This is a genomic window from Psychroserpens sp. (assembly GCF_036960315.1).
GTDB lineage: Bacteria > Bacteroidota > Bacteroidia > Flavobacteriales > Flavobacteriaceae > Psychroserpens.
Map to the genome: position 1 here is coordinate 169912 of NZ_JBALVR010000001.1, position 21681 is coordinate 191592.

The 21681-nt window shown below is 34.6% G+C and carries 15 protein-coding genes; 6 read left to right on the forward strand and 9 right to left on the reverse strand.

Annotated elements, in window-relative coordinates; all coding sequences use genetic code 11:
• Positions 1-44: 44 nt before the first annotated feature.
• From V7719_RS00740 to V7719_RS00750, 3 genes are all read right to left on the reverse strand, one after another.
• Positions 45-1082, reverse strand: coding sequence for an aldo/keto reductase (locus V7719_RS00740; RefSeq protein WP_335727938.1), 1038 nt, complete (start codon positions 1080-1082; stop codon positions 45-47).
• Positions 1083-1215: 133 nt separating this feature from the next.
• The gene (locus tag V7719_RS00745; protein ID WP_335727939.1) at positions 1216-2175 is read right to left on the reverse strand and encodes an OmpA family protein; all 960 of its coding nucleotides are present in this window, start codon (positions 2173-2175) and stop codon (positions 1216-1218) included.
• A 73-nt stretch (positions 2176-2248) separates the two neighbouring features.
• Positions 2249-3010 carry an exodeoxyribonuclease III gene (locus tag V7719_RS00750; RefSeq protein WP_335727940.1) on the reverse strand — a complete coding sequence of 254 codons (762 nt, stop codon included), beginning with the start codon at positions 3008-3010 and terminating at the stop codon, positions 2249-2251.
• A gap of 111 nt (positions 3011-3121) precedes the next feature.
• On the opposite strand from V7719_RS00750, the gene V7719_RS00755 reads away from it, so the two are divergent.
• The 4 genes from V7719_RS00755 to V7719_RS00770 all read left to right on the forward strand — a co-directional run bounded on the left by V7719_RS00755 (position 3122) and on the right by V7719_RS00770 (position 12529).
• Positions 3122-6547, forward strand: a complete 3426-nt coding sequence (locus V7719_RS00755) for a hypothetical protein (protein ID WP_335727941.1) — start codon at positions 3122-3124, stop codon at positions 6545-6547.
• Between the two features lie 53 nt (positions 6548-6600).
• Positions 6601-6990: a hypothetical protein gene (locus V7719_RS00760; RefSeq protein ID WP_335727942.1), complete on the forward strand. Its 390-nt coding sequence runs from the start codon at positions 6601-6603 to the stop codon at positions 6988-6990.
• A gap of 77 nt (positions 6991-7067) precedes the next feature.
• Entirely contained in the window at positions 7068-11381 is a 4314-nt protein-coding gene (locus V7719_RS00765; RefSeq protein ID WP_335727943.1) for a CusA/CzcA family heavy metal efflux RND transporter, read from the forward strand.
• Positions 11382-11383: 2 nt separating this feature from the next.
• Positions 11384-12529 carry an efflux RND transporter periplasmic adaptor subunit gene (locus V7719_RS00770; RefSeq protein WP_335727944.1) on the forward strand — a complete coding sequence of 382 codons (1146 nt, stop codon included), beginning with the start codon at positions 11384-11386 and terminating at the stop codon, positions 12527-12529.
• A 138-nt stretch (positions 12530-12667) separates the two neighbouring features.
• Here V7719_RS00770 and V7719_RS00775 read toward each other — a convergent pair whose 3' ends face one another.
• Together V7719_RS00775 and V7719_RS00780 are read right to left on the reverse strand one after the other, a co-directional pair.
• The gene (locus tag V7719_RS00775) at positions 12668-14209 is read right to left on the reverse strand and encodes a glycine--tRNA ligase (RefSeq protein WP_335727945.1); all 1542 of its coding nucleotides are present in this window, start codon (positions 14207-14209) and stop codon (positions 12668-12670) included.
• A 63-nt stretch (positions 14210-14272) separates the two neighbouring features.
• A complete protein-coding gene (locus V7719_RS00780) occupies positions 14273-15157 on the reverse strand; it encodes a hypothetical protein (protein WP_335727946.1) in 885 nt (294 codons plus the stop codon).
• A 69-nt stretch (positions 15158-15226) separates the two neighbouring features.
• Between V7719_RS00780 and V7719_RS00785 the strand changes: the two genes are divergently transcribed.
• Both V7719_RS00785 and V7719_RS00790 read left to right on the forward strand, forming a co-directional pair.
• On the forward strand, positions 15227-15907 hold the full coding sequence (locus tag V7719_RS00785) for a ComF family protein (RefSeq protein ID WP_335727947.1): 681 nt from the start codon (positions 15227-15229) through the stop codon (positions 15905-15907).
• 64 nt (positions 15908-15971) lie between these two features.
• Positions 15972-17579: an Ig-like domain-containing protein gene (locus tag V7719_RS00790; protein WP_335727948.1), complete on the forward strand. Its 1608-nt coding sequence runs from the start codon at positions 15972-15974 to the stop codon at positions 17577-17579.
• On the opposite strand, the gene V7719_RS00795 is transcribed toward V7719_RS00790, so the two are convergent.
• From V7719_RS00795 to ahcY, 4 genes are all read right to left on the reverse strand, one after another.
• A complete protein-coding gene (locus V7719_RS00795; protein WP_335727949.1) occupies positions 17566-18345 on the reverse strand; it encodes an amidohydrolase in 780 nt (259 codons plus the stop codon). The two genes, V7719_RS00790 and V7719_RS00795, sit on opposite strands and share 14 nt — an antisense overlap.
• A 12-nt stretch (positions 18346-18357) precedes the next feature.
• Complete coding sequence (locus V7719_RS00800) at positions 18358-19500, reverse strand: methionine aminotransferase (protein ID WP_335727950.1); 1143 nt, start codon at positions 19498-19500, stop codon at positions 18358-18360.
• Between the two features lie 226 nt (positions 19501-19726).
• Positions 19727-20191: a DUF1569 domain-containing protein gene (locus V7719_RS00805; protein WP_335727951.1), complete on the reverse strand. Its 465-nt coding sequence runs from the start codon at positions 20189-20191 to the stop codon at positions 19727-19729.
• A 120-nt stretch (positions 20192-20311) separates the two neighbouring features.
• Positions 20312-21628 (reverse strand): adenosylhomocysteinase, encoded by a 1317-nt coding sequence (gene ahcY, locus V7719_RS00810; protein ID WP_335727952.1) that lies wholly within the window; start codon positions 21626-21628, stop codon positions 20312-20314.
• Between the last annotated feature and the right edge of the window lie 53 nt (positions 21629-21681).

Here is a 21681-nt window from a genome sequence, read left to right on the forward strand (position 1 = left end):
ACTTATGTGGAAAGGGGTTTTTGTTTTTAATTATTATATGAATATTAAGGCGCAGGATTAGGAATCTCTGCGTGCACTTCATTTATCGCTTTTAAAATATCGTCACTCAAGGTGATATTGATACTATCTATATTTTCTTCTAATTGTTCTAAAGAGGTTGCTCCAATAATATTACTCGTGATAAAAGGTCTTTGAGACACAAATGCTAAAGACATTTGAGCTAAGGTCATATTATTCTCTTCAGCAATTTTCAGGTAACGTTTTGTGGCTTCAGTGCAATTATCACTACTGTATCTTGCAAATCTAGGGAATAACTTTAATCGTGCATTATCTCCCGCAGTACCTTTCACATATTTACCAGATAACACACCAAATGCCATAGGAGAGTAGGCTAGAAGCCCGATCTCTTCACGAATAGCAACTTCTGCCATATCGCCTTCAAAGACTCTATTTAACAGCGAGTATGCATTTTGTATCGTAATCATTCTTGGTAAATCGTGCGCATTAGATTCTTCTAAATAGCGCATCGTTCCCCAAGCTTTTTCATTTGAAATACCAACCTGACGTATTTTTCCAGATTTGATAATGTCATCTAGATTATGTAAAACCTCATTAAAATTATCTGTCCATGGATCATTAGAATTATGGTTATAATCTCTTACGCCAAAGGTATTGGATTGACGCTCTGGCCAATGTAATTGATACAAATCGATATAATCGGTCTTAAGACGTTTTAAACTATTATCTACGGCTTCATTAAGTGCGGTTTTACTAAACCCGTTGGTTCTAATATGAGCAGTATAATCTCCAGGTCCAGCAATTTTAGTAGCTAATACCACTTTATCTCTATTCCCGGTTTTTTCAAACCAATTCCCAATAATACGTTCGGTTTCGGCATAGGTTTCTGCTACTGCTGGAACTGGATACAACTCGGCAACATCAAAGAAGTTAACCCCTTTATCAAGTGCTAAATCCATTTGCGCAAAACCTTCATCTTGGGTATTTTGGTTTCCCCACGTCATTGTGCCAAGGCATATTTTACTAACTTTTATATCGGTTTTAGGTAAAGTCGTGTATTTCATACGTTCAGATTAGTTTTTAAGAAGTGTAAAGATAAGAAGACCAATCTGCTTTATAAAAGCAGATTGGTCTAATTCTGTGTTAAGGTTCTATGACTCTTATGTGATTCTGAACTTGGTTCAGAATGACGTTGGTTTATATCTCATTCAGCAACTTAGAAATCTCATCTAACTTAGGTGTTAATATCACTTCAATACGACGGTTTTTCGCTTTGCCTTCAGCATTATCATTACTAGCGATTGGCGCAAATTCACCACGACCAGCAGCTGTTAAATTCTCAGGATTGATCGATGCATTCTCTTTCAAAATTTTAACGATAGCAGTTGCACGTTTGGTTGATAAATCCCAATTTCCACTCAATTGCGCATTGCCTTTGAAAGGTACATTATCGGTATGGCCTTCTATTAGAATAGCAATCTCAGGGTTTTCGGCAAGTACTTCTCCAAGTTGTTTTACGGCTTGCTTTCCTTGAGTACCAACAGCCCAACTTCCAGATTGAAAAAGCAATTTGTTTTCCATAGAGACATAAACTTTTCCATTGCGTTGTTCTACAGTTAATCCTTTACCTTCAAAATTGGTTAAGGCTTTAGAAATCGCATTTTTTAGCTTAGTCATGGCTGCATCTTTAGAAGCAATTACGTTTTCTAATTCGGCCACACGTTGAGATCTAGATTCTAATTCTTTTTTGAGTTGTTCTAGTCTTGCGTTTTCAGTAGCTAATGCCTGTTCTTTAGCTTCCAATTGCGCTAATAGCTCTCTGTTCTTTTTTGAATTTGCAGCTATAGCAGCACTACTATTTTTTTCCAAAGCGTCATAGGAAGCTTTCAAATTATCAAGATTAGATTTGGTAGCATCATAATCACTTTGCAACGTATTGCGTTGTGCCAAGGTTGCATCATAATCTTGTTGAAGTTTTGATAAATCATTTTTGGCTTTATTTAGAGTCGTTTCTAAATCTCTATTGCTATCGGCTAATTTTCGGTTTTCCTTTTTTAGATTGGCATACTTGTCTTCTAAATCTGTATATATTTTTTTAGAGACACAAGAGGTGCTTAATACTAGAGTGAGTGCTATTAATGACAATTTTTTAATCATGATATTTTTAATTTGAATTTATTTATTTTTTGATATTTATTTTTGACTTCCTACTGAAAATTTCGACTGTCAACTAGTTCTCTATCTCTATTAAAATCGGACAATGGTCACTGTGAACCGCTTCCGATAGGATAACGCTTCGTTTGATGTTTTCTTGTAATGGTTCACTTGCCATAGCGTAGTCTAAGCGCCAGCCTTTGTTATTAGCTCTAGAATTGGCTCTGTAACTCCACCATGAATATTCTTGCTTTTCAGGATGTAAATGTCTGAATGAATCTATAAATCCGCTATTAATAAAATTGCCAAGCCACTCACGTTCTTCAGGTAAAAACCCTGAAACACCTTTCATTTTTGGATTGTGGATATCAATCGCTTCATGACAAATATTATAATCACCAAGAACAACTAGATTTGGAAGTTCTTTCCGCAAGTTATTTAAATACTGATGAATCATATCCATATATTCAAACTTATGCGCCAATCTCGCATCATTAGTTCCAGAAGGCAAATACATACTCATTACAGATAATCCATCAAAATCGGCTCTAATATTTCGACCTTCAAAATCCATAGATTCGATTCCCGTTCCGTATGCCACATGGTTGGGTTCAACCTTACTTAAAATAGCAACACCACTATAGCCTTTTTTTTGAGCACTAAACCAATAGTTATACTTGTAGCCGGCATTTTCAATCGCTTCGATATCGACTTGCTCTTTCATAGCTTTGATTTCCTGAAGGCAAATCACATCAGGATTTGCGCTTTTAAGCCAATCGACAAAGCCTTTATTCATTGCTGCTCGTATGCCATTGACGTTGTATGAGATGATTTTCATTCTAATAAGTTAAGGTTTCAGCTAAATTAAATAATACTGTACTTTTACACTACTATTTTAACCCGATTTTAAGGATAAAATAATTTCCGCCTTTAGAAGTTTATATACTGAATGAGAATTGCTACTTTACTTATCTGTTTTATGTTGTCTTTTTGTGCCTTTGCACAAGAGGAAAGCTCTAACTATAAAACAAAAAAAGTGGCGGTTAGAGACTCCATTAAAATTGACACTGTAAGTATCAATGCCAGTTGGTTTAAGTTGAAGCGAAAAGACAAGACCATTATCGATTCCTCTTATTATAAAGTAGATTTTGCAAAAGCTTTGCTAACCTTTAAAAAACCTGTTGACCAGGATTCAGTTGAAATAAGTTATCTACGTTATCCCTATTTTTTAACTCGGAAATATTTTCAGCTAGACGATAAAATCATTGTTGAGAGTACGGATAACCTTCAGCGTTTATATAAACTCAATCAATCTAATATCGAACGTAATTTCACGCCTTTTGATGGTTTGAGTACTTCTGGAAGCATCTCTAGAGGGGTTACGCTTGGTAATAATCAAAATTCGGTTTTGAACAGTGAATTGGATTTGCAGATTTCGGGAAAATTAAGTGATAAGGTCTCGCTACGAGCCTCGATTCAAGATGCTAATATTCCGTTGCAAGAAAGTGGGTATTCCCAACGATTAGATGAGTTTGATCAAGTGTTTATTGAACTGTTTAGTGATAATTGGAACATAAGAGCTGGTGATATCGATTTGACGAATACCACTAGTTACTTTGCAAATTTCACGAAGCGTGTACAAGGGTTACAAGTCGCTGCCAATTTAGGTGGTGAGGATTCTAAAACCAGTTTATTTGCATCTGGTGCTTTGGTTAGAGGTCAGTTTACGACGAGTCAATTTATTGCCCAAGAAGGGAATCAAGGGCCTTATAAACTCACTGGGCCAAACAACGAACTGTTCGTTTTGATTGTTTCGGGAAGTGAAACGGTTTATGTTAACGGAATTCCAATAGAACGCGGTGAGAACAAAGATTATATTATCGATTATAATGCTGGTGAGATTGTTTTTAATTCGACCTATTCTATCACTTCGGAAATGCGAATCACTGTAGATTATCAGTTTAGTGAACGGAATTTTTCGAGATTTACCATTTATGGTGGCGGATCGTATGAATCTGAAAAATTAAAATTGGGCGTTTCGGTCTATTCTGAAGCAGATGCGAAGAACCAACCTTTACAACAAAACTTGTCTTCAGAACAAATAGAAATTCTATCAAATGCAGGGGATGACCAATCCTTAATGGTGGCACCTTCAGACATAGCTCAAGCTTTTGACGACAACCGAATTTTATATAAAAAAGTGAGCGTTGGTGGTATCGAAATATTTGTGTTCTCCAACGATCCTGACGATGAATTATTTAGCGTGCGATTCACGCTTGTAGGTCCAAATCAAGGGAATTATATTCTTATCAATAGCAATGCTATCGAAAATATTTTTGAGTATGTTGCTCCTTTAAATGGGATTCTACAAGGAAATTATGAACCGATTGTAAGATTGATAGCTCCAGAAAAATTGCAAGTTGCTGTCGTTAATGGAAGTTATAAACCTACAGAAAAAACAGATGTGTATTTTGAGCTCGCCGGAAGTAAAAATGACTTGAATTTATTTTCAAGTCTAGACGATGGCAATAATGATGGTTTTGCTGGAAAGTTGAAAGTTAACCAAAACCTTATTAAAACGGATAGTTTATGGGATTTGAACGCTTATGCAGACGCCGATATCATCAACAAGAACTTTACAACCATTCAGCGTTTGTATAGAGCCGAATTTAATCGGGATTGGAATTTGGAAAACCCACTAGGTAATCAAGCCTTATTGTCTTCAGGATTAGAGCTTATTCATCCTAAAAAAGGAATTGCAACTTACAAGTTTGAACATTTGAATTATTCAGAGAATTTTAATGGAAATCGACATAATGTGTTGGCAAACCTTCAGTTAAATCAGTTCAATATATTTTCTAGTTCAAGTTTTCTAAACAATAAAAGTAGCGTGTCAACGTCGACTTTTGTGCGTTCATTTAATCGCGTTACTTACAGTTTTAATAAGCAATGGGTTGGGACAAGAATCGCTTTAGAAGATAATGAGCAACGTGAACGGGAAACCGATTTGTTAACGAATTTGAGTCAGCGTTTTAGCTCCTACGAAGCCTTTACAGGTTATGGAGATAGTACTGGGGTTTTTGTCGAAGTTGGTTATAAGTATAGAGCGAATGACAGTTTGAGAGCTAATGAAGTGAAACGAGTGAATACCTCTAATACATTTTATCTGAAATCGAAAATCATTCAGAATGCAACGACCAATTTGGGTATTTATGCCAATTACCGAAAACTAAAAAGTGCCGATGACACTATTGAAGATGAGAACTCACTCAATTCTAGATTGAATTTCAATCAAAAGCTATGGAATAATTTAGTGCTTTGGAATACCGTTTACGAAACCAATTCGGGAACCTTACCGCAACAAGATTTTACCTATGTAGAAGTAGAACCCGGTCAAGGTGCTTATACGTGGATTGATTATAACGAGAACGGAATTCAGGAACTCAATGAGTTTGAAGTCGCGCAATTTGCAGACCAAGGTAGTTATATTCGTGTGTTGTTACCCAATCAGGTTTTTGTAAAAACCCATCAAAATAGATTTAGCCAAACCTTGACTATAAATCCTCAGCAATGGTCAGTTTCCGAAGATAAAACCAAGAAACTCTGGTCACATTTTTACAACCAAACGTCGTTTTTGGTAGAAAGTAAAAAGATTAGGGAAGGCAATAAATTTAATCTAAATCCATTTGAAGCATTAAAAGAAGATTTAGATGTTGATGACTATTTTTTAATCAATCAAAGTATTAGAAACGTATTGTTCTTTAACAGGTCAAAACAGCGTTATACAGCGTCTTACACATTTTTGTCTAACAAGACTAGAAACTTATTATCTATTGGGTTATTGCAAAATAAAATCAATAGTCATCAATTACAATTCAATCATAAATTTGCGACAAATTGGTTGTTTAATTTTGAAACGAGCCTCGAAAAGAATGAAAGCCTCAATGAGAATTTCACTTCGAGAAATTTTGAATTGGATGAAGTGAGATTTCAACCAAAACTATCCTATATTTTTAATGAAAATGCACGTTTCGATATCTTTTATCAATATACTTCTAAAGATAATGTGGTTGGAAATATGGAGCAATTGCTTCAAAATAATTACGGACTCTCATTTACATATAACAACGCCAATAAATTAGCATTGACAGGTGAAGTGAACTTCTTTAAAAATGAATTTACAGGAAATGCAAACACGCCTGTAGCATATCAGATATTAGAAGGCTTACAATCTGGGAATAATTTCACGTGGACGTTATTAGCACAAAAGAAACTTACCAAATTCTTGGATTTGAATTTTAATTACTTCGGAAGAAAAACAGAAAGCAGCAAGACCATTCATACAGGAACAGTTCAGTTGAAGGCTTATTTCTAATGAATTATATGTTAATTAATATCTAAAGCATATTTTTTTTATAACTTTGCTCTATGCAAAAAGTGTTTGGCATAGTATTTTCTTTATTGGTGCTTTTTCAGAGCCTCAATATTGGAGTTGAAGATATATCTAAATTCAGCGTTTTGCTGGAACATGCAGAATATCATCAAGACACCTACGGAGATTCTTTTTTTCAGTTCCTAGGAGAGCACTATGGTGATGTGAAAGATGACCATGGTAATGATCATGAAGAACATGAGGATTTGCCTTTTAAGCATAATCACCAATCCTGCGTCCATGCTAGTGCAGCATTTACCTTTGATATTATAACATTCAATCTCAATTACGAATCATTTATAGAGATCCCGTTTAATTTTTTCTACAAAGAATCAATTTCTTTATTTGAAAGACCTACTGTTTTTCTACCACCAAAATTAGCATAATTCATTTTCAAGCTTTTTTAAAATCCGCATTATATAGTATTTTTTGTGGAATTATTAATTCTTAATTATATCGAATTATGTTAGAATACATTATTAATTTTAGCTTAAAAAATAAGCTGATTATTTTCCTTTTTACAGCATTTATTGTTGGTTTCGGAATTTTCTCGTTAACCGAAATCTCAATTGGTGCAGTTCCAGATATTACCAATAATCAAGTACAAGTCATTACCACATCTCGAAATTTATCAACACAAGATGTGGAGCAATTTATTACGTATCCTGTTGAATTAGAAATGGCTAATTTACCAGGAGTTAAAGAGATACGTTCAGTTTCAAAATTCGGATTGTCTGTAGTCACAATCGTTTTTGAAGACGATTTAGGAACCTATCTTCCAAGGCAGCTCATTGCAGAAAAAATAAAATCAGCTTCAGAGCAAATTCCAGAAGGGTTTGGTACACCAAAAATGGGGCCAATTACCACTGGCTTAGGTGAAATCTACCAGTACATTTTAGATGTAAAACCTGGTTACGAAGATAAGTACACTACAACCGATTTACGAACCATACAGGATTGGATTGTAAAACGTCAACTGTCAGGAATTCCAGGTGTAGTTGAGGTCAATACTTGGGGAGGATTTTTAAAGCAATATGAAGTCGCTATTAATCCAAGTAAATTGGCTTCAATGAACATTTCGATATCAGAAATATACGAAGCATTAGAAAAAAATAATAGCGTCGCTGGCGGTGGTTATATAGAAAAAAATGACAAAGCCTTTTTTATTCGTGGAGAGGGTTTAGTAAGCTCGTTAGAAGATATTGAGAACATAGTTGTAAAAAATGATGGTACACCTATTTTTATTAAGGATGTCGCAAATGTTGGATTTGGTAGCGCGACACGTTTTGGAGCGATTACAGGAAATGGCGAAGGTGAAAAAGTTTTAGGTCAAATTATGATGCTCAAAGATGGTAACTCTAAAGCTATCATTGATACCGTAAAAGAACGCGTTGCCTTTATACAAAGTACATTGCCCGAAGGTGTTTACATTAATGGTTTTTTAGAACGTAGTGAACTCATTGCTAAAACAACATTTACTGTTGCTGAAAACTTGATTTTAGGATCTCTTATTGTCATTTTTGTGGTCGTTCTTTTACTCGGGAATTGGCGCTCTGGATTAATCGTTGCTTCGGTTATTCCTTTAAGTTTATTGTTTGCCATTATTCTTATGAACTTTTTTGGAGTGGATGCTAATTTGATGAGTTTAGGCGCCATTGACTTCGGCATCATTATCGATGGTGCTGTCATTATTGTGGAGTTCATTGCCTTTCAAATTATGTCCAAAACCTCCCATATTTCAACAACCGATAAACACGAAAAACAAGCAGAAATTGACCATATTACACTTAAAAGTGCTTCAAAAATGATGAATTCTGCCATTTTTGGTCAATTAATCATCTTAATCGTTTTTATACCTATTCTGTCTTTGAGTGGTATTGAAGGCAAAATGTTTAAGCCTATGGCCATGACATTTAGTTTTGCTTTAATTGGAGCAATGTTGCTTTGCTTGACTTATGTACCAGTAGTTTCCTCCTTGTTTTTGAGAGCTAGTAAAGCATCAAGTAAAAATGTGTCTTCTAGATTGATGAACTTTTTGAATAAACGTTATCAACCAGTTATTAATTGGTCACTGGACCATAAAAAAATGGTTGTTCTGTTTTCTGCAATTTTATTAGCGATGAGTGTTTGGATTTTTACCCGAATGGGTGGCGAATTTGTTCCTACGCTTGATGAAGGCGATTTTGTAATACAACCGGTTCTAAAAACAGGCACGTCACTAGCAAAAACAGTTCGTATCACAACTCGTATAGAACAAATTTTATTGGATGATTTTCCTGAAGTTGATCAAGTGGTATCTCGAATTGGAGCAGCAGAAGTACCTACAGACCCGATGTCTATGGAAGAAAGTGACGTTATCATTAAGCTGAAACCTAAAAAAGAATGGACTTCCGCAGATAATAAAGATGAACTGGCAGATAAATTTAAAGAAGCTTTGTCTGTAATTCCAGGCATGGAAGTAGAATTCACACAGCCTATTGAAATGCGTTTTAATGAATTGGTGACAGGTGTAAGGGCAGATGTAGCGATTAAGATTTTTGGTGAAGATCTAACCGTTTTAGCTAATAAAGCCAATGAAATCAAAGAATTAATCAAGGATGTAGAAGGTGCCGCAGATATTTCCGTAGAAAAAGTAGAAGGTTTACCACAAATGAGTGTCAAATACAATCGGAGTAAAATTGCACGCTATGGCATGAATATTTCTGATTTGAATCGGATAATTTCTATGGGTTTTGCAGGAGAATCTGTTGGTAGTGTATTTGAAGGCGAAAAACGTTTTGATTTAGTTATTCGATTACAAGAAAGCAATCGAAAAAATCTGGAAAGCCTGAAAAATTTATATGTTGACACACCTTATGGGAACAAAATTCCTTTGAGTGAACTGGCAGAAATTGAATATACTACAGGTCCTGCACAAATTTCTAGAGATGATACTAAACGACGCATTGTTGTTGGGATTAATGTGAGGAATCGAGATTTACAATCTGTAGTTAATGATATACAACAAATTATAGAATATCAACTCAAGTTGCCAGTGGGTTATTCTATTACCTATGGAGGACAATTTGAAAATTTACAAAGCGCTAAGGATCGATTATTGGTGGCAGTTCCAGTTGCATTAATTCTCATATTTTTACTGCTGTATTTCGCATTTAATTCTGTTAAAGAAGCCTTGATTGTATATTCTGCTATTCCACTTGCAGCAGTAGGAGGCGTTTTATTATTATGGGTTAGGGATTTGCCTTTTAGTATATCGGCAGGAGTTGGTTTTATTGCACTCTTCGGGATTGCAGTCCTAAACGGAATTGTACTCATAGAACATTTTAAAGAGCTTAAAGCAGAAGGTTTTTCAAACATAGAAGAGCGCATCAAAAAAGGAACCAGCGAACGTTTGAGACCTGTGCTATTAACTGCTTCTGCAGCAGCTTTGGGATTTTTGCCTATGGCGATTTCAACAAACGCAGGTGCTGAGGTCCAACGACCGTTGGCAACTGTCGTTATTGGAGGTTTAATAACTGCGACGCTCTTAACCTTAATCGTCTTACCTGTTTTATATGCGTGGTTTGAAAATAAAAAAGAGTTAAAAATGAATAAAACCTCTATAATGACTATTGTTATTTTGGCATTGACTTTTAGTGTAAATGCTCAAAATAGCCCATTGACGGTTGAAGAGACCTTATCATTAGCGATTGAAAATAATGGGCATCTCAAAGCTGAACTATTAAAAATCGAAAAATCTAGCGCATTGGTTGGTAGTGCTTTTAATTTTGATAAAACAAATATTTATTATCAGTATGATGAGAATAATTTGGCGATAAATAATGTACCACTCAAGGTTTTTGGTGTGTCGCAAGATTTTAAATTTCCGACGGTTTATTTTGCTGAAAAAAAACTAAACCAATCAAAATTAGGTTTGCAAGAAGCTAAGTTTAGCTTACAATTGCTAAAAGTCAAAAGAGATGTTTATGCCAATTACTATCAGTTAAGCTATGCGAAAAATAAGGCTTTAGCTTATAAATATTTGGATAGCTTGTATAAGGATTTTGCTAGAAAAGCGGAAAGACGTTTTGAATTGGGTGAAACCAATTATCTGGAAATGATTACGGCTCGTTCTAAACAGAAACAATTAGAAACCTTATATGAACAGTCATTACAAGACGTTAACCTATCTAAATACCAACTCGAAAAAGTGGTTCAAGTTGATTCTATAACAATTCAATATTTTGAACTTCAAAAATTAGAACTTCAAAATTTATCGGTAGATACTCATTTAGGTTTGTCCTTTTTTGATGCGTCCATAAATTACCAGCAAGCGCAAACCAAATTAGAGAAGCAGAGTTTACTGCCGGATTTAAGTGCTGAATATTTTCAAGGTACAAACAGAGCTCTAAATCAAACTGTTAGTGGGTATCAATTTGGATTAAAAATTCCTTTATTATTTAGTGGTCAACGGTCTAGAATAAAAGCATCAGAAATTTCTGAAGATATTATCGCAGAACAGAAAACGGGTTACGAGAATCAGTTAAACGCAGAATATAAATCACTCTTGGCTAAGCTACAGCGGTATGAAGAAGGTATTCGCTATTATAAAACGCAAGGAAAAATGCTTTCTGAAGAAATTATAAAAACAGCAAATCGCACTTTTAAGGAAGGTGAGATTGACTTTTTTCAATATATCCAAAGTTTAGAGACTGCTAAAGAAATTCAGTTGAATTATCTAGAGCAACTTAATCAATACAATCAAACAGTAATTACAATCAATTATTTAACCTTATAACAATGAAACATATATATATCCTATTATTTACAATGGTTCTAGTGGCCTGCCAAAATTCAGAAAAAAAAGCAGATGAGAGTTTTCAAACTGAAGAATTTTCAAACAAAATCACCATTACCAAAGCTCAATTTGAAGGCGAAAAAATGGCTTTCGGAAGTCTGGAGGAACTCGATTTTTACGACATAGTAAAAGTCAATGGAATAATTGATGTGCCACCACATAACAAATCTAGTGTTACTACCTTTATTGGAGGTTATATTACCAAAACACCTTTGTTGGTTGGTGACAAAGTAAAGAAAGGACAACTTTTGGTGACACTTGAAAATACAGAGTTTGTAGAACTACAACAAGAGTATCTTGAAGTTGCAGAGCAGATCAATTACTTAAAGTCTGAGTTTAACCGACAAAAAACACTCTTTGATGAGCAAATTACTTCAGAAAAAAACTATCTAAAAGCTGAAAGTGCTTATAAAAGTAATCTAGCACACTATAATGGATTACGTAGAAAACTATTAATGATTAATATTAATCCAACTAACGTTGAACAAGGTCGTGTTTCATCTACCATCAATCTTTATGCTTCAATTGATGGTTATGTGGCCAAGGTAAATGTGAGCAATGGCAGTTATGTCTCAGCAAGCGATGTGATTATGGATATTGTAGATACAGACCATATACATTTAGAATTATCGGTCTTTGAAAAGGATATCATGAAAGTTAAGAAAGACCAGAAAATCTTGTTTAAAACCCCGGAAGCTTCGGAAGATATATATGAAGCTGAAGTTCATTTAGTAGGCACCACGATTGATGAACAAACAAGACGTGTAAAAGTACATGGTCATCTAGATAACGGCGAAGAAAATTTTATCATTGGTATGTTTGTAGAAGCTGATATTATTATCTCTGGAACAAAGGGTATGGGTTTAGCTACTGAAGCGATTATTGAGGTTGATGATGAAGCCTATGTTTTGGTGTTGGAAGAAAAACATGGTGATGAATTTTATTTAGAAAAAGTAAAATTGGACCTTGGAAAACGAACAGAAGTAAATGTTGAAGTTTTAAATCCTCAACTATTAAAAAACAAACAAATTATAATTAAGGGAACAAGTCTGTTACTTAATGAAGGTGAAGGTGGAAACGATCATTAAAAATAGGATTGTTAATACGGAACCTTATGGCTATCAATTTTAAGTATAGAAGACATGCGAAACGAAAACTCCCAAACTAATTAGTTTGGGAGTTTTTATGAGATACTGAACCAAGTTCAGCATGATATTTATCCAGATTTATTTCATTTTTTGAAGCCAATACTTTACATCAACTTCTTTTTTAATGATATCTCGTAAATCTTCGATCTTCACACGTTGCTGTTCCATAGTATCACGATGACGGATAGTCACTGTGTTATCTTTTAAGGTATCATGATCTACAGTAATGCAAAATGGTGTTCCGTTGGCATCTTGACGTCTGTAACGTCTGCCTACTGCATCCTTTTCATCATAAACTACATTGAAATCCCATTTCAACTCTTCTATAATGTCTTTAGCAATTTCTGGTAAACCATCTTTTTTAACCAATGGTAACACAGCTGCTTTTGTTGGAGCTAAAACGGCTGGTAATTTTAAAACAGTTCTCACGCTTCCATCTTCTAAAGTTTCATCTTGTAATGAATTAGAGAATACAGCCAAGAACATGCGATCCAAACCAATAGAAGTTTCTAAAACGTAAGGTGTATAACTTGCATTGTCTTCATGATCGAAATATTGCAATTTCTTACCAGAGAATTCTTCGTGCTGTTTTAAATCAAAGTCAGTACGAGAGTGAATGCCTTCCAATTCTTTAAATCCGAACGGAAACTTAAATTCAATATCTGTTGCAGCATCTGCGTAATGTGCCAATTTCTCATGGTCATGGAAACGATAATTATCGTTGCTCATTCCGAGAGATAAATGCCATTTCATGCGGGTTTCTTTCCAGTATTCAAACCATTCTTTTTGAGTTCCTGGTTTGATAAAGAATTGCATTTCCATTTGTTCAAACTCACGCATTCTAAAAATAAACTGTCTAGCTACAATTTCATTTCTAAAGGCTTTTCCTGTTTGCGCAATTCCAAACGGAATTTTCATACGACCCGATTTCTGAACATTTAAAAAGTTAACGAAAATTCCTTGAGCTGTTTCTGGACGTAAGTATAAATCCATAGCGCTTTCTGCGCTTGCTCCTAACTTAGTTCCAAACATCAAATTAAATTGCTTGACATCTGTCCAGTTTCTAGAACCTGATAAAGGATCTGCAATTTCCAATTCTTCGATTAGCGCTTTTACATCGGCTAAGTCTTCTTTTTCTAAAGATTGACCTAATCGTTTTAAAATCGTATTAATCTTTTCTTGGTACCCAACAACTCTTCCGTTGGTACTTAAAAATTCTTCTTTATTAAAAGTGTCACCAAAGCGTTTTTCAGCTTTTTTAACTTCCTTTTCTATCTTGTTTTCGATTTTAGCGCAATAGTCTTCTACTAAAACATCAGCACGATAACGCTTTTTAGAATCCTTATTGTCAATTAAGGGATCACTAAATGCATCGACGTGACCAGAAGCCTTCCATGTTGTAGGATGCATAAAAATAGCGGCATCGATACCTACAATATTTTCATTCATTTGTACCATGGCTTTCCACCAGTAGTCACGAATGTTTTTCTTGAGCTCTGCTCCGTTTTGCGCATAATCATAAACTGCACTAAGTCCGTCGTAGATTTCACTACTCTGAAACACGTAACCATACTCTTTTGCGTGAGAGATTACTTTTTTAAATTTATCGTCGTTTGCCATGTTGCAAAAATAAAAAACCGCTCCAATTAATAGAGCGGTTTTTAAGAATTTATATCGTTAAGGTTATTTTAATTTCACTTCGGTGCTTCCAAGTTTTCTGTCTTTATGGAAAATAGAGATATAATAAGTGCCATTAACTAAAGGCTGCTCATCAATATCTGCATCAACATCGATACAAACTTCGACAACTTGATTAGAATAATCTATCATTTGTTTAGCACTATAAATTAGTGACGAATCACCAAAAGTAACAGCGCCTTTATCTGCAATGACATTATTTCTTGGATTCAAGATTTGAATGTATAATTCTTTTTCTCCCGCTCGAGTTAAAGAATTTTCAGCAAGTGTAAAGCAAACTTCTATACTGTGTACACGTTTTGCCTTAATGCTGGATCGTTTAGTACCAAAGAAATTCTCATAACCTCTAGCTTTAAAAGAGTTTGCCGTTAGTAAAGCTCCTTTTTCAAGACTCTTTTCTAGGTTTTCGTTTTCCTTTAATAATGTAGAATTTTCGCGTTTCTGCTTTCTTAATGCGTTGTAAGCCAAAAGTTTTTCTCTTTCTAAACCCTTATTTGCTTGATCTAAAGAATCAATGGCATTAAATAAAGTTTTATTTTTAAACTTTAAGCTGAATACTTGTTGTTTGAATTTTGATATTACAGAAAGTTCACTGCGGAGCATTCTAAGAGAATCCAAAGTTAATTGGGTTCTTTTTTTAGCGTCTTCCAGTTGGGAAGAAATCAGATCATTTGAAATCGAAACGTCATCATAGCGAGTGATCATTTGGGAGAGTTCACTTTCAACTAGTTTCTTTTCTTGTTCTAAAAAGTTCTGGTGCGCTACAATGGATTTATAACTCGTAAAACTGTAAACAGTTAAAACTGCGACCGCAACTATTAAAGAACCAATTATTAATCTGTAGTTAAATGATTGAGGGTTAACTATCATTATTAATATCGTTATTTTATCTTGCGAAACTAATTAATATGTTATTGATAACTGATTTTAATCGTTGAAATGATAAAAAACTTGTTAAACTTATTTTTTCCAAAGTTATGCAGTGCATGTAATAACCATTTATCAGATAATGAATTAAATATTTGCACAACATGCAGACATCAATTGCCATTAACAAATTTTCATAGTGACAAGGATAATACAGTTCATAAAATGCTCTACGGAAGAGTAAAATTGGAACAAGCTACTGCGCTTTTATATTTTTCAAAAAAGGGGATTGTTCAACAACTAATACATAACTTAAAATATCGTGGACAAGAAGAGATTGGTCAATTTCTAGGGGAATGGCTAGGTGAGGAACTTAGGCATATAGATGGATATTTAAATGTTGATGTTGTGATTCCTGTGCCATTGCATAAATCAAAACTCAAATCTAGAGGTTACAACCAAGTCGATGAATTTGGTAAGGCTATAGCAAAAGCCTTGGACGCAGATTACAATACGGCTGTGTTAGTAAAAACGACCAATACCAAAACTCAAGTATTTAAAGATCGATTAAAACGAAATTTAAGTGATCATAGTAATTTTGAAATCATAAACGGGAGTTCTCTCGAGAAGAAACATATTCTCTTAGTTGATGATATTATTACAACTGGAGCCACGATTGAAGATTGTGCGAATAGGTTATTACTTATTAATGGGATTACCTTAAGTATGGCCACGATGGCTATTACAGCTTAAAACGACGTTAATTGTTTTGAGGATAAAGAGGTTTGTTGTTAATTTGTCGAAATTTGAAGCGAGAATGCATAAAAACATTTTACAAGGATTAGTTTTAATAGCAGTTATTGCACTTTTAGCTAGTTGTGCTAATAGAGGAAGGCCATCTGGCGGACCATTGGACGAAGAAGCTCCTAAAATTATAAAAGCAATTCCAGAAAATTACACAACGAATTTTAAAGGAAAGGAAATCAAAATTTATTTTGATGAGTACGTTAAAATTAAAGACCTTCAAAAACAGCTCATTATCTCACCTCCAATGGATCCTGAACCATCGGTTACCCCTTTAGGTACCGCGAGCAAATACATTAAAATTACTATTAATGATACTTTAGAAGATAATGCCACTTATGCTTTTAACTTCGGACAAAGTATCGTTGATAACAATGAAGGGAATCCATACGATTATTATAAATATGTGTTTTCTACAGGAGCCTATATCGATTCACTTTCAGTAAAAGGGCAAATTTTAGATGCCGAAAATCGAGAATCAGATGCCTTTGTTTCAGTGATGTTGTATGAAATAGATTCGACGTATACAGACTCTACGGTTTTTAAAGAAAGACCAAAATATATCACAAATACTTTGGATAGTTTAACAACCTTCAGTATCGATAATATAAAACCTGGAACATATAAATTGGTAGCTTTAAAGGATGAAAACGGGAATTTTACATTTCAGCAAGATTCAGATAAAATAGGATTTTACGAAGACTTTATAACAGCACCAACAGATTCCTTATATACTATAAAGCTATTTAAGGAAGAACTCGATTTTGATGCCAAAAGACCCAAGCAAGTTGCAGGTCAGAAAATTGCTTTTGCGTATGAAGGGGATTACAAGTCGATGGAAATAGAACTTTTAGGAGATAAACCAGAAGGTTTTAAAACTAGAATCACCAAAATGGAGAAAGCTGATACGCTCTTATATTGGTACAAGCCTAAGATAGAATTGGATTCGGCGAAGTTTGTTGTAAAAAACAAAACCTATATTGATACCCTCAAACACAGATTTAGAACTATTGATAAAGACTCCTTGGTTATAAAAGCCAATACTTCTGGAACCTTAAATTTTAGTGATGATTTTGGCGTTTCAGGAAGTATTCCGTTAGAAAAAATCAATGTACAACAAATCACAATTTTGGATAATGATTCGGTTAATGTGCCTTTTGAAAGTTCATATGCCAAGTTGGATAACACTTATAACTTTAAGTTTAAAAAGGAAGAATCACAAAAATATAATATCCAGATGTTACCTGGAGCATTTGAGGATTTCTTCGGAAATGTTAACGATACACTCAACTACAACTTGAGAACAAAAACCTACGCTGATTATACAAATATAAGAGTCCGATTAGAAAAAGCCGTTTATCCTGTGATTGTTCAGCTTACCAATGAAAAAGGAGATGTCAAATACGAACAGTTTGCTACAGAAGAACGCTTGTTTGATTTTAGAAATTTAACACCTGGGAATTACTACATAAAAGTCGTTTTTGATGCTAATGGCAACCAAAAGTGGGATTCTGGAAACTTCTTATTGCAGCGACAAGCCGAACGTGTGAGTTACGCGAAAGGTTTAATTGATGGCAGAGCAGGTTGGGATTATCCAGAAGAGGTGTTTATTTTAGATTAAAACGATCCCTGTCGTTTAAAAAGCCAAGCTTTTCTCTGTATTTAGATATATGATCTTTATCTAAGGTCACGATGTCTACAAATTCTTTTCCAAACGGAATGTCATCTAATCGATTACCTAAAACATCATAGGCTGCAGAATGCCCAGAGTACTCATAGTTGTTTCCATCTAATCCAACACGATTGACACCAATACAATAACTCATATTTTCAATAGCTCTTGCTTGTAACAATGTATCCCAAGCCGAAATTCTCACCTTTGGCCAATTGGCAACATAAAGCAATACGTCGTAATCTTCGGTGTTTCTTGCCCAAACAGGAAAGCGTAAGTCGTAACAAATCAATGGCTTAATTTTCCAACCTTTATAATCGACAATTAAAGTGTGTTTTCCCGCTTGATACACTTTGTGTTCTCCAGCTAAAGTGAAGCTGTGTTTTTTGTCGTAGTGAAGGATTTTTCCATCCGGAAACACAAACAATAACCTATTGTAAAACGAGTCGTTTTCTGTAATTACTAGGCTACCTGTAATAGCCGTACCTCTTTGTCTCGCTAATTGTTGCATCCAAGACACGGTTTCACCAGACATGGTTTCGGCAACCTGTTCGGCATTCATTGTAAAACCCGAAGTAAACATTTCAGGAAGAACAATAAGATCAACAGGTTCTTGTATTGCTGAAATTGTATCGGTGAAATTAATCCGGTTTTGTTCTGGGTTTTCCCAAACCAAAGGCGATTGTATAAGCGCTATTTTTAATTCGTTTTGCATGATCTAAAATATCTAAATTCTGTTTAGTATATCTGCTGCCTTTTTTAGTGTGTCATCCGTTTTTGCAAAACAAAAGCGTAGCACGTTGTCATCACGTTGATGATCATTAAATACAGACAACGGAATGGAGGCAAGGCCTTTTTCTATGGTAAGACGTTTTGCGAAATCGACATCGGTTTCCGAAGTGATCTCAGAAAAATCCAATACCTGAAAATACGTGCCTTTTGATGGTGTGAATTTAAATCTCGAATCTTTGATGAGGTTTAAAAAGGTATCTCTCTTAGCCTGATAAAAGTCCGGCAAATCTAGGTAATGTTTAGGTTCAGCTAAGTAATCGGCTAAGCCTTTTTGCGTAGGATGATGTACCGAAAACACATTAAACTGATGTACATTTCTAAAAGCTTCCATGAGTGCCGTTGGTGCGCAACAATAACCGACTTTCCAACCTGTATTGTGAAATGTTTTTCCAAAGGACGCTGTAATAAAACTCCGTTTTTTCAATTCTGAAAACAAACACACACTTTGATGTTGCTCTCCATCAAAAATAAGATGCTCATAGACTTCGTCACTTAATATGATGATATCTGTCCCATTAGTTAACTCTTGAAGTTTTAGCATATCGGCTTTACTCATTACTGTTCCGCTCGGATTGTGAGGTGTGTTAACGATGATGAGTTTGGTCTTGCTGTTGATACTTTGTTCGACCTGTGTCCAATCCATTTTATAGTCAGGTGCTTCGAGTGCTATAGCAATTGGTTTTCCTCCGTTAAGCATTATCGCTGGTTCATAGCAATCATATGCAGGTTTGAAAATAATAACTTCATCATTAGGTTTTACAAAGGTTGAAATGATGGTAAAAATGGCCTGTGTTGCACCTGCAGTAACAGTAATTTCGGTTTCAGGATGATAAGACGTGTTGTATAATAACTCAAATTTTTTGGCGATGGCTTGTCGTAAATCTAAACTTCCTGCCATTGGCGCATATTGATTGTAGCCAGAATTCATGGCTTTGGAAACTGCATCAATCAGTTTTTGATCACTTTTGAAATTTGGAAAACCTTGTGATAAATTAATCGCATTGTGCTCATTTGCCAATGCACTCATGACTGTAAAAATCGATGTTTCTACATTGGTAAGTTTTGGTGTGAGTTGCATAGTAAGTGTTGAATTATAAAGATACTATTTTTGAAGCCTTAAAATCAATTAAGCTAGATTTTACGTAATAACGATTACTCATACATTCTTGTTTTGATAAATATGAAATCGTGAATGCTTTGCATTTGCAGTGGCATTCTTTTTTTGGGAACGAGAAAAAGATATAACGGAAAGCGTGATTTGTTTTGACTTTTTTTAACAAAACAAGATTGCCCTAAAGAAAACCTTATTTCACCATGATATCATTTATAATTTTTAAATGATGATTGGTGTGAAGTACTAAAAATCGATAAACTCTTGTGGTATTAATATTACCAAACAAAGGATGTTTGAAATAAGCATTTTTATCTAAACTAGCTATTGTTTCAACATTAGTTTTAGCCAGTTCAACTTGTGATATAAGATCTTCTTTTAAAATGAATTCAGGTGGTTTCACATGTTTTGGAGCTTTTCCTTTTCCTCTAGGAAAGAAAGCAAGCTTAAAGAACAACTTTCCTAAAAAACTAAAATTATCTTTATAAATCTTAGGGTCTGATGATTGCAGAGTAGCGATTACTTTATTAATAACCTTAAGGCTATGATCTATATGCCAAGCGACATCGCTTTTAGATATTTTTGGATTAGAAACACTATGATTTTCTATATGTTCTTCTAGGGTTCTAAGTACAAGATTTAGCTTTTCTAAGCTCATGAAGTTAGTGTTTTCAAATGTGAAGGTAAGAACTTTTTCACGCAAAAAAGAAAACCCAAGCTTTCAATTGAAAGCTTGGGTTTATAATTATATTAAAATTTCTGCCTTCGCAGGAATTTGTTAGTATCTGTAATGCTCAGGTTTGTAAGGACCTTCAGTCTTTACACCAATATAAGACGCTTGGTCTTCTCTTAATTCAGTAAGCTCTACACCAATTTTCTCTAAGTGTAATTTTGCTACTTTTTCGTCTAATTCTTTTGGTAACATATACACATCGTTTCCGTAAGCTTCAATGTTATTCCACAATTCAATTTGTGCTAAAGTTTGGTTCGTAAATGAGTTACTCATTACAAAACTAGGGTGACCTGTTGCACAACCTAAGTTTACTAAACGACCTTCAGCTAAAATGATCACATCTTTACCGTCAATAGTATATTTATCAACCTGAGGTTTGATCGTATTTTTAGTATGACCATGGTTGTCATTTAACCAACCCATATCAATTTCGTTATCAAAGTGACCAATATTACACACAATGGCTTTGTCTTTTAAAGCTTCAAAGTGATGCGATTGAACGATGTCTTTATTTCCTGTCGTTGTAATCACGATATCAGAATTTCCAATAACAGTTTCTAATTTTTTAACTTCAAAACCATCCATTGCAGCTTGAAGCGCACAAATTGGATCAATTTCAGTAACGGTTACAATACTCCCTGCACCTTTAAAAGAGGCAGCAGTACCTTTACCAACATCACCATAACCACAAACCGTGACACGTTTTCCAGCAAGCATTAGGTCTGTTGCACGACGAATCGCATCTACAGCACTTTCTTTACAACCGTATTTGTTATCAAATTTTGACTTTGTAACCGAATCATTAACATTGATTGCAGGCATTGGTAAAGTTCCGTTTTTCACACGCTCGTATAAACGGTGAACACCTGTTGTTGTTTCTTCAGATAAACCATTAATACCTTCGGCTAATTCAGGATATTTATCTAAAACCATATTCGTTAAATCACCACCATCATCTAAAATCATGTTTAATGGCTTTTTATCTTCACCAAAAAACAAGGTTTGCTCGATACACCAATCAAATTCTTCTTCGGTCATGTCTTTCCATGCGTAAACGGCAGTTCCAGCAGCAGCAATTGCAGCAGCAGCTTGATCTTGTGTAGAGAATATATTACAAGAACTCCAAGTCACTTCAGCACCTAAAGCTTGTAAGGTTTCAATTAAAACCGCAGTTTGAATGGTCATGTGAAGACATCCAGCAATACGAGAACCTTTTAAAGGTTGTGTGTCTTTGTATTCTTCACGAAGACTCATTAATCCTGGCATTTCAGCTTCGGCTAATTCGATTTCTTTTCTTCCCCAAGCAGCAAGAGACATGTCTTTTACTTTATTAGGCACGTAAGTCGATGTTTTTGTATTCATAATTATATCTTTCTATCTATATTTGCGATTAGCGAATGCAAAGATAACTATTA

Coding starts and splice junctions, on each gene's coding strand:
- V7719_RS00740 (WP_335727938.1), bottom strand. CDS start 1,082: ATGAAATACACGACTTTACCTAAAACCGATATAAAAGTTAGTAAAATA.
- V7719_RS00745 (WP_335727939.1), bottom strand. CDS start 2,175: ATGATTAAAAAATTGTCATTAATAGCACTCACTCTAGTATTAAGCACC.
- V7719_RS00750 (WP_335727940.1), bottom strand. CDS start 3,010: ATGAAAATCATCTCATACAACGTCAATGGCATACGAGCAGCAATGAAT.
- V7719_RS00755 (WP_335727941.1), top strand. CDS start 3,122: ATGAGAATTGCTACTTTACTTATCTGTTTTATGTTGTCTTTTTGTGCC.
- V7719_RS00760 (WP_335727942.1), top strand. CDS start 6,601: ATGCAAAAAGTGTTTGGCATAGTATTTTCTTTATTGGTGCTTTTTCAG.
- V7719_RS00765 (WP_335727943.1), top strand. CDS start 7,068: ATGTTAGAATACATTATTAATTTTAGCTTAAAAAATAAGCTGATTATT.
- V7719_RS00770 (WP_335727944.1), top strand. CDS start 11,384: ATGAAACATATATATATCCTATTATTTACAATGGTTCTAGTGGCCTGC.
- V7719_RS00775 (WP_335727945.1), bottom strand. CDS start 14,209: ATGGCAAACGACGATAAATTTAAAAAAGTAATCTCTCACGCAAAAGAG.
- V7719_RS00780 (WP_335727946.1), bottom strand. CDS start 15,157: ATGATAGTTAACCCTCAATCATTTAACTACAGATTAATAATTGGTTCT.
- V7719_RS00785 (WP_335727947.1), top strand. CDS start 15,227: ATGATAAAAAACTTGTTAAACTTATTTTTTCCAAAGTTATGCAGTGCA.
- V7719_RS00790 (WP_335727948.1), top strand. CDS start 15,972: ATGCATAAAAACATTTTACAAGGATTAGTTTTAATAGCAGTTATTGCA.
- V7719_RS00795 (WP_335727949.1), bottom strand. CDS start 18,345: ATGCAAAACGAATTAAAAATAGCGCTTATACAATCGCCTTTGGTTTGG.
- V7719_RS00800 (WP_335727950.1), bottom strand. CDS start 19,500: ATGCAACTCACACCAAAACTTACCAATGTAGAAACATCGATTTTTACA.
- V7719_RS00805 (WP_335727951.1), bottom strand. CDS start 20,191: ATGAGCTTAGAAAAGCTAAATCTTGTACTTAGAACCCTAGAAGAACAT.
- ahcY (WP_335727952.1), bottom strand. CDS start 21,628: ATGAATACAAAAACATCGACTTACGTGCCTAATAAAGTAAAAGACATG.